Origin of the sequence: Streptomyces sp. WAC 04229 (assembly GCF_003947455.1) — a bacterium.
GTDB lineage: Bacteria > Actinomycetota > Actinomycetes > Streptomycetales > Streptomycetaceae > Streptomyces.
On the sequence record NZ_QHJH01000365.1, the window covers coordinates 1 to 2553 of the forward strand.

Below are 2553 nucleotides of genomic sequence, written 5' to 3' on the forward strand. Positions count from 1 at the left end.
GGGGTCGGGGTTGCCGGGGTTGATCGAGGTAATCGTGTCTGCGCTCACCTCCTTCACTTCCTTTCAGTGCTGTTGAGAACGGATACGGACGGGGCCTGCAAGCCGGTGGCCATCGAGGTGCACGTCCTGCTCACTCGGACTCCCCCGCGCTCGTGTTCCGGGACTTCTCGAAGGCGGCGTGCATCTCGTTGTAGAGCTCGCGGAGGGTCTGGTCGGTCTCGCCGTATCCGCGGCCACGCCAGGCCTTGATGAAGGACCGCTGGGAGGGCTGGCCAAGGTCGGCGTAGACGTCGAAGGCGCGGGCCTTGCGCTCGACGTCGGTCGTGGCGGGGTTCGAACGCGGCTGCGGCTTGTCGGTGTGCGGCTCGGGTGTGGTTTCGGTTTGGCCGGCGGGTGCGGCTTCGGTAGCCGCGCTGGTCAGCGGGCTGAACCCGAGCGGAGGAACCGCATCCGGAATGGTGGCACCGGTGTTCGAACGCACGCCCCGCATGACGGCGGTTTCGAAGTGGGCGCCGCCCATCTGCATGCCCTTTTCGTAGGCGATGCGGTCGACGAGGTTGGCTTCGGCCATCTGTCGTTCGATGCCTTCGAGGCCGTGGAGGGCGGCGCGGCCGGCCTTGACGAGGGCTCGCTTGTACTGGTGGTCGGTCATGAGCTTGGGCTTGCCAACGGAGTTGAGGTTGATGAACTTGTCGGCGGCGTTGGCGCGGGAGATCGCGGCGGCGTCGGCGCCGCGAGCTCCGATACCGAGGCGGCTTTCGAGGCGGTTCTTCTGGTCGGTCCAGAGGCGGGCGAGGATCCCGTCGGAACGGATCTCGATCTTGCCGAGCTTGGATTCGAGTCCGAGGAGCTTGTGGAGGCCGTAGGCGAGCATGACGGGCCCCACGATGCGGACCAGGGCGGTGCCGAGGTCTTCGTTCTCCTGGCGAACGACTTCGATTGCACCGATGGCCTGGGCGAGGACGAGGAGGTAGACGACGCGGGCGGCGCCCTTGTCGTTGAACGCCCAGGAGTAGATGGACAGGCCGAGCACGATGGCTTCGAGGACGAGGCCGATGGTGATGTGCCAGGGGGAGTCCATGTTGAGGCGCTTCTCGGCGAAGCGGGCGCTGGTGTTGGTGGAGAGGGCGAGGCCGGCGGTGACGACGAGGCTCATGCCGAGGAAGCCGGTGAGGTGGCGGCGCTTCTGCTTGTCGGGGGTTTTGCGGGGGCGGGGGGTGCGGTTTTTGGCGGCGCGGTAGCCGAAGGTGATGGCGCCGAGGAAGAGGAGGGTGAGGAGGGCGGCCCATGCGTACACGGGCACCCGGCCGATGGTGGTGTGGATGTCGGTGAGCATGGGCTGGGTTCCTTCCGGGTGTCGGTGGGGCGACGGGTGGGTTAGGCGGTGGGGAGGGTGCAGGTGCGGGAGTGGATGCCGTTGGGGAGCTGCGCCAGGTCGGCGATCTCGCCGCCCGTGAGATGCAGCCGCGTGACGAGGGCGGCAGCGACCGTGGTGATGACGTCCCATTGCGCGGTGACGAACTGGTCGGCGAGGTCGTGGACGACCGTGTAGTCGTTGTGGTCGATGCCGAACCGGATGTGGGGGTTGACCTTGAGGAGGGCCTGCCGATCGCCGTAGGCGCCGAGCTCGACTCCGGCTGCGAGTAGGGGCGTCCACTGGTTGCTCTGGTGGAGCCAGTGGTCTTCGGCCCGCTCACCGACGCCGAGGAAGATGGCGAAGGACTGTCCGTCGGGGATGTTGCAGACGGCGGTGTTGCCGCTGGGCGTGCCGGTGGCTGTGAGGGCGGTGTTCTTGAGGGTGGAGGTAGTAACGATCTCCGCGTAGTGGACGTGGGCGCCTTGGGCGAGTGCGGCGACGGCGTGGGCGGCTTCGTGGATGGCTCGGAGGTGGTCGCGCTGTGCGTGGGTGAGGGTTCCGAGGTAGGCGTCGCTGTTGGGCCCGTGGTCGGGGACGGGGTGGCGGGTGGGGTAGGGCTGGCCGTTGATGGTGATGTCGTCGTGCCAGGTGGTGGCGGGCTGGGTGGCGGTCATCACGGTCAGCGGTCCTTCCGAGTCAGGCGGCGGTGGTGAGGTCGGCCGGGTCGGTGGGCGGGGTGTAGGCGTCGATCTCGGCGAGGTTGATCTCGGTTTCGAAGTCGGCGGTGGTCCAGGTACTGCTGTCGCCGTGGGCCTGGGCGAACTCGGGTCCGGTCATCGGGTGGCCTCCTGTCGGCGGGCCTTGGCCTTGGCGTAGTCGCGGGCGATCTGGTCGCAGCCGGCCTTGGTGGCGTAGAGCACGCACAGGCCGACGGTGAGGGTGGTGAGGACGGACACGTTGTGCTGGGCGACGGTCCAGGTGAGGCGGATGGTAAGGAGTAGGGCGACGGCCCAGAGGGCCAGTTGGATGGTCGGGGGCTTCTTCACTGCGGTTCCTTCCGGTGTTCGGGCGTGTGGTTGCTGGTCGTGCTGGGGGCCGATCGCCGTGGGGGTGGTCGGCGATCGGCCCCCAGCACGACCAGCAACCACACGCCCGAACACCGGAAGGAACCGCAGTGAAGAAGCCCCCGACCATCC

General features: G+C 68.0%; 4 protein-coding genes. All 4 read right to left on the reverse strand.

Features of this window, described 5'->3' with window-relative positions:
- Positions 1-130: 130 nt before the first annotated feature.
- Genes DMH12_RS38130 through DMH12_RS38140 form a run of 4 tightly spaced genes read right to left on the reverse strand, consistent with a single transcriptional unit; the run spans position 131 to position 2403 of the window.
- Complete coding sequence (locus tag DMH12_RS38130; RefSeq protein WP_125495821.1) at positions 131-1336, reverse strand: hypothetical protein; 1206 nt, start codon at positions 1334-1336, stop codon at positions 131-133.
- 41 nt (positions 1337-1377) lie between these two features.
- Positions 1378-2031 carry a hypothetical protein gene (locus DMH12_RS38135; RefSeq protein WP_125495822.1) on the reverse strand — a complete coding sequence of 218 codons (654 nt, stop codon included), beginning with the start codon at positions 2029-2031 and terminating at the stop codon, positions 1378-1380.
- A 22-nt stretch (positions 2032-2053) separates the two neighbouring features.
- Positions 2054-2194 carry a hypothetical protein gene (locus tag DMH12_RS39410; protein ID WP_185832781.1) on the reverse strand — a complete coding sequence of 47 codons (141 nt, stop codon included), beginning with the start codon at positions 2192-2194 and terminating at the stop codon, positions 2054-2056.
- The gene (locus DMH12_RS38140; protein WP_125495823.1) at positions 2191-2403 is read right to left on the reverse strand and encodes a hypothetical protein; all 213 of its coding nucleotides are present in this window, start codon (positions 2401-2403) and stop codon (positions 2191-2193) included. Before DMH12_RS38140 ends, DMH12_RS39410 begins: the two co-directional genes overlap by 4 nt.
- Positions 2404-2553: the final 150 nt, after the last annotated feature.